At 37.3% G+C, this 5,926-nt stretch carries 4 protein-coding genes; all 4 read left to right on the top strand.

The window, feature by feature from the left end; all coding sequences use genetic code 11:
- The first annotated feature begins 79 nt into the window (after window positions 1-79).
- The 4 genes from KQI69_RS08780 (at window position 80) to KQI69_RS08765 (ending at window position 5,363) form a co-directional block, all read left to right on the top strand.
- A complete protein-coding gene (locus KQI69_RS08780) occupies window positions 80-337 on the top strand; it encodes an HPr family phosphocarrier protein (RefSeq protein WP_216565005.1) in 258 nt (85 codons plus the stop codon).
- A 133-nt stretch (window positions 338-470) separates the two neighbouring features.
- Entirely contained in the window at window positions 471-1,238 is a 768-nt protein-coding gene (locus tag KQI69_RS08775) for a DeoR/GlpR family DNA-binding transcription regulator (RefSeq protein ID WP_216565004.1), read from the top strand.
- Between the two features lie 63 nt (window positions 1,239-1,301).
- Complete coding sequence (locus tag KQI69_RS08770) at window positions 1,302-3,722, top strand: S8 family serine peptidase (protein WP_216565003.1); 2,421 nt, start codon at window positions 1,302-1,304, stop codon at window positions 3,720-3,722.
- Between the two features lie 192 nt (window positions 3,723-3,914).
- A complete protein-coding gene (locus KQI69_RS08765) occupies window positions 3,915-5,363 on the top strand; it encodes a hypothetical protein (RefSeq protein ID WP_216565002.1) in 1,449 nt (482 codons plus the stop codon).
- Window positions 5,364-5,926 lie beyond the last annotated feature (563 nt).

Below are 5,926 nucleotides of genomic sequence, written 5' to 3'. Positions count from 1 at the left end.
CTAATAGTGTTATGAGCAAGTAGCAAAGCGGATTGCGAATATCCGCTTGACTCGGTTAAGATGAAAGGAGCATATAATTATGAAAGAATTTACTTACACAGTTACAGATCCACAGGGACTTCATGCACGTCCAGCAGGCGAACTTGTAAAGCTTGCAAAAGAATTTGCATGTAATGTTACTATTTCAAAAGATGGAAAATCAGGAGATTGCAAGAAGATTTTTAATATTATGGGTCTTGGAATCAAAGGCGGCATGGAAGTAGTATTAAGTTTTGACGGTGAAGATGAAGATGCAGCATATGATAAGATTTCTGCATTCATGAAAGAGAACTTATAAAAGTTATCTGTGTAAAAATTTAAAGATGAACCCTCGGATGATTTTGAAACTCAAATTATTCGGGGGTTTATTGTTTATCATGATTGTTTAGAAATATTATTGGATATAAAATGTGAATGAAAGGATTTTTAAAATGTTAGTAGAAAAAAGGCAGCAGATGATATTAAAAATGCTTGAGGAGAAAAGAAGTATAACAGTCACGGAAATAAAAGAGGCACTTGGCATTTCGGAATCGACAATAAGGCGTGATCTGACAGTGCTTGACAGTGAGGGAAAACTTGTCAAAGTATTTGGTGGAGCTATTGCCTTAAATTCAAATTATACAGCAAAGGAGCTTTCAGTTTCACAAAAACTTCGTGTAAATGAGAATGAGAAAAGACTTATAGCAAAAACGGCGGCACAGATGATAAATTCTACTGATTTTGTATATCTTGATGCCGGAACTACGACTGGATATATGATAGATTATATAAAACAGAAAGATGCTACATTTGTGACAAACGCTGTTGCACATGCAAAAAAACTTGCCGTATCAGGTTTTCATGTAATACTTATCGGTGGCGAGCTAAAAGGCACTACGGAGGCTGTAGTTGGAAATGAGGCAATCTTATCAATTCAGAACTATAATTTCACAAAAGGATTTTTCGGAACAAACGGCGTGAGCATGAGGCATGGATTTACAACACCTGATCCAAATGAAGCATTGGTGAAGAAGACTGCACTTAAACAGTGCAATAAGAAATATATACTTACTGACTGTGAAAAATTTGACAATATATCGTCGGTAAAATTTGCTGATTTCGGAGAGATACATATTTTGACAGACAGGATTCCGGACAATTATAAAAATTACAGTGACGGGATAATAGACGAAGTACAAATTCACAAAACTGACAAATAAATGGAATATACTGGTATAAAAGTATTCATTATATCAGGTATATAATTTAAGGAGGTTTGTGATATGTTTGGAAAACGCAGGAGGTTGATGACAGGAGTTTTGTGTGCTGTGCTTGTCTTATCGTTTAGTCAGTCAGCCGATGTTTCTGACATTATTATAGGAAGAAATGTAAAACAGACTGTGCATGAAGATAAGAGTACAGTCAGAAGTACTGATCAGAGTGCTGAAAGTACTACTACTGCAGTTGTAAGTAAGTCTAAAGCTAAGGCAACTACTGCTGTCAAAAAGCAGAGTGAGGAATATGACTGGCTTGACGTAAATGGCGAATTAAAAAATACTGTCATCGTCGATAAAGAGAAAGGATATTATGAAAATAATAACCGCATCATAATCGAATACAGGAATGGTGCTAAAGAACCGGCTGAACTTTCAAAATATGCCAAGAAAGAAAAAGATGTTGATTCTCTTATAAAGGTTTATAAGATAAAGTCTGAAGATGATACGAAAAAAGTTATTGATATCGCAAAAAAGTATAGTTCGGATATTCAGATAGCACAGCCTGATTATACTTTTAGCATCACATCGGAAAACAGTGATTCTGAGGATTTTTATAAATCGGGAATACAGTGGGCGTTGGAGAATGATGGAACTTTTGAAAATCCAGAAACTGATATAGAGGACTCTGATGTAAAAGCTGTAGAGGATATAGATTTAAATGCAGAGGGTGCGTGGAAACAGATAGAAGAAGCTGCCGATGAGTCTGTCAGGACAAAGGAGGTTGTAGTTGCGGTAGTTGATACAGGGATTGATTATAGCAATGATGAACTTAAAGATGTTATATGGCAGAATGAGGATGAAATATCAAATGGAAAAGACAGCGATAGCAATGGTTATAAGGATGATATAAGAGGCTGGAATTTTACATCTTTTTTTGGAAGTGGAAATAATAATGTAAATGATGATAATGGTCATGGAACTGCTGTTGCCGGTGTCATAGCTGCAGCTAATGACAACAAAGGTATTGTAGGTATAGCATCGGATATAAATATTAAGATAATGCCTGTTAAATCTGTTGATTCTAAAGGAAGTGCTACAATGTCAAATCTTATCTCCGGGTTAAAGTATGCTGATGAAAATGGAGCCTCGATATGTAATTGCAGTTGGGGTGGAGAATCAGATGAAAGTGAGATTTTTGAAAATATGCTGATGAAACAGATTATAGTGAAAAGCAATATGCTTTTTGTCGCGGCATCAGGAAATGAGTATGTCAATATCGACAGGACACAATACATACCAGCATCATTTACAGCAGATAATCTTATAACAGTTGGAAGCATTGAATGGGATGGAAGTTTTAGTTGGTTTAGCAACTATGGTGTGTCTTCAATGGAAATATGTGCTCCGGGTGCAGGTATCTATACGGTAAATGCAGGAGGCGGATATATATGTGAGTGGGGAACATCATTCTCAGCACCGTATGTTGCCGGAGTTGCGGCTTTGGCACAAGCGGCATCAGGTTCATCTGACGGAACGGTTTTAAAGAGTTTTATCTGTAACAGCGATAATATAAAGAAAATATCAGGTCTTACAAATTATTGTCAGTACGGAGGTATACCTGATGCAGAAAAGGTTGTAAAAGCGGCTTTAAATTACAGAAATTCAAACAAGACTACTGTGACACCGCAGCCATCTCCTTCTGCAAGTGCAGTGCCGACAAGCTTGCCAACGGTAACACCGCAGGTTACACAGACACCTGACGTTTCTCAAACCACAGAGCCTGACAGTACAGGTGCTGTGTCAGCTACAAAAACACCTGATGTGACGGAAACAAAAAATCCACAGGAGACAGATACTAAGGATAATAGTGATGATGATTTATATGCAGAACCATCCACAACACCATCCGTAACGGAGAGTCCTGTTTCAGAATCATCACCATCACCGGATGCCATATCAAAAGAAAAGAGTTCAGGAATTAAAATAAATATTTCTAACAGCCTTTATAATGGATATGCACGAAAGATAAATGTAAATGTTACAGGTGATGTTTCACAGATAAAGTATTCAAATGGTAAAAAAAGTGTATCTTATTTTGCCAAGTTTGGAAATGAATTTGAAAATGTTAATAGCAGTAAATTTACCATAAAAGCGTATTCAGCAGGCTGGTATTCAGTATATGTCAAAGCAGCAGACGGAAGTGAGACTGTAAAAAATGTATTTGCAAATGTCAAGGTTGTAAAAGTTTCAAAATCAAAGTTGAGTTTGAAAAAGGGAGCGACATATAAGCTTACAGCTTCTATTAAGGGACAGGATAAATATCCTCAGAAATTGACAGGACAGATTTATTTTAAAACCTCAAATGATAAGGTTGTTACAGTTAATTCTGCCACAGGAAAGATAAAAGCAAAGTCAAAAGGAAAGGCTGTTGTAACCGCATATACTAAAAATGGAAAAAGTGCTAAGTGTATTGTAACATGTAAATGACCAACCAATATAATTTTTAGTGTATTTTAGGTCGTCTAATTACATTGTATTTTATGGACATGACAATTAAAATTACAATATATATGGGGCATGGACAGATACACAGTTGATGTTTTAAGTTACTGTTTACACCTTTTGGTGTGGCAGACAACGATATGCTCCGCAATAAAATATCAGAATCGGAGGATAAAGATGAGCGAATTAAAAGCAAAGACACTTCATATGGGACCTGCACAGTGTGCTGTTGATCTTGGTGACGGAAGTGAGCGTGGAGAATATGTAAATCAGGATTATATCTTACAGAAACTTGGCAGACCGCACAGAGCAATAAATCTTATGTACTGCTATTATCCAAATGATGAGGGATGGCCGGGCAGAGCAAGTGTTGTTCATGCTGACCCATCAGTACAGTTTGCATGGGATTTTCCATATGATGATTATTTTACATACAAGGGCGGACTTAACGGTACATTGGATGACGAGCCGTTTACATGTATGAGGGATGTAAGAAGACACGGACAGGATGTACTCCTTACAATGACCATCGACCCTAAAGTTTCAGATGAGCATCTCGTGGCTATCGCAAAAGACCTTAGAACTTTCGGAAGGGTTCAACTTCGTATCAACCATGAAGCAACAGGAAATTGGTTCTCATTCAACAAGAGAGCAAGCTATCAAGAGGTTGCAGCATTCTTCAAACATGCAAGCGAGATAATAAGGAAAGAAGCTCCAAATGTTAAGACTATCATCTGCCTTGATGGATGCAAGGAACTTGAGGATGAAAAGATGGAGATGGAAGATATATTTGCGGAGGCTTCAAGGGCAGCAGATATTGTATCTGTAGACAGATATATGGCACTTCACTGGGGCTGGCCATATGATGTTGCAGAAGAAGGCGGCACGACATTTGCCCGTCATGCAGTAAGCAAGATATATCAGCTTGCAAAGAACAGCTATGAGAGATACACATATGTAAATAACGGTGTTAAAAAGCCTATGGTATTGTCTGAGTTTAATTCAGACGGTGATGTAACAGGACCATACGACCAGGCATCAATGCTCAAAGAGTTCTGTGAGATGCTCAAAAAAGATGATGAAAAGTGGCTTTCAGGCTTCACAATGTATCAGTTCAGAGACAGAGGCCGTCTTGGACTTGAGATAGAAGATCCAAACAATAAAGATGTCGGAATCGAGCAGCCACTCATGGATACATACAGAGAAATCATTCATGAAGATTTCTTCAGTCCGTCAATGGAAACAGGCTCAGACATAGAACTTCCTGCAAAACTTCGCTGGGGTGGTTCAGAAGATGCCGACGGAGTGGCAATTGACCTTCATTTTGACAGTAATCCTGTATTCTGTGAAGCATACTTCGATGATGACAATGTAGACATGAACCTTATGATAGAATTAAACGGACACTGGTTCTATAAGGCACCGGGCGTAAAATGCATCGACATGATGAGTGCATTCTTCAAAAAGCCGCTTGACGGAGCAAAGGATATGACACTTAAGATATTTGCACCACCAGCATCGGGAGAAAACGATGAGAGTCAGGGAGATGACTGGCAGACAAATTATTATACGGAACTTAAATCACTTCCGCAGATAAGAATAAGATTTGCACCGATTGTTAAATAAATTTTGATATAAAAGATTTTTATAAAAGGAACTTTGAAGTTGTAGTATATGAGAGACGATTTTTTGAAAGTGTCTTGTATCCGGAACAATTTTAAAGTTCCTTTTTGTAATTTGTTCTTATTGTTTTGTTCTGGTTTTGACAGGAAAAAGATTACTACTCGAAATCGCCTTCATGCTCAATGTATCAAAGATTTAATTTTCGTTGTACTAGTTTATTGTATCATTGACATTTCGTTGTGCTAGATGGGTTTGGAACTGTGTGAGTAAATATCCGCAAAATGTGATGCATATTGTAAAAATAGAACAAATGTAATGGAAAATATATTTTATATTGTGTCTTTTTGCAGTATTATATAATTTGGTGTATCATATGTGAAAATAGATTGCTAATATTTATATAGGTTTTTTTGTGTTTTTAACACTATCAAGGAAATCCCACACTTCTATTGTGTAGAGCAATAAGTGGGGATTGGGGACTTGCTTGTATCGGGAGAGGTGCAAGCCTCTTCTGATATGCTGCGATAGCAGCTAATAGTGTTATGAGCAAGTAGCAAAGCGGATTG

Source organism: Eubacterium sp. MSJ-13 (genome assembly GCF_018918235.1).
GTDB lineage: Bacteria > Bacillota > Clostridia > Lachnospirales > Lachnospiraceae > Butyribacter.
This window is presented reverse-complemented; position numbering and strand designations above follow the sequence as displayed.

What these genes read in the sequence shown, in the direction of transcription:
- KQI69_RS08780 (WP_216565005.1), top strand. Translation starts at nt 80, where the DNA reads ATGAAAGAATTTACTTACACAGTTACAGATCCACAGGGACTTCATGCA.
- KQI69_RS08775 (WP_216565004.1), top strand. Translation starts at nt 471, where the DNA reads ATGTTAGTAGAAAAAAGGCAGCAGATGATATTAAAAATGCTTGAGGAG.
- KQI69_RS08770 (WP_216565003.1), top strand. Translation starts at nt 1,302, where the DNA reads ATGTTTGGAAAACGCAGGAGGTTGATGACAGGAGTTTTGTGTGCTGTG.
- KQI69_RS08765 (WP_216565002.1), top strand. Translation starts at nt 3,915, where the DNA reads ATGAGCGAATTAAAAGCAAAGACACTTCATATGGGACCTGCACAGTGT.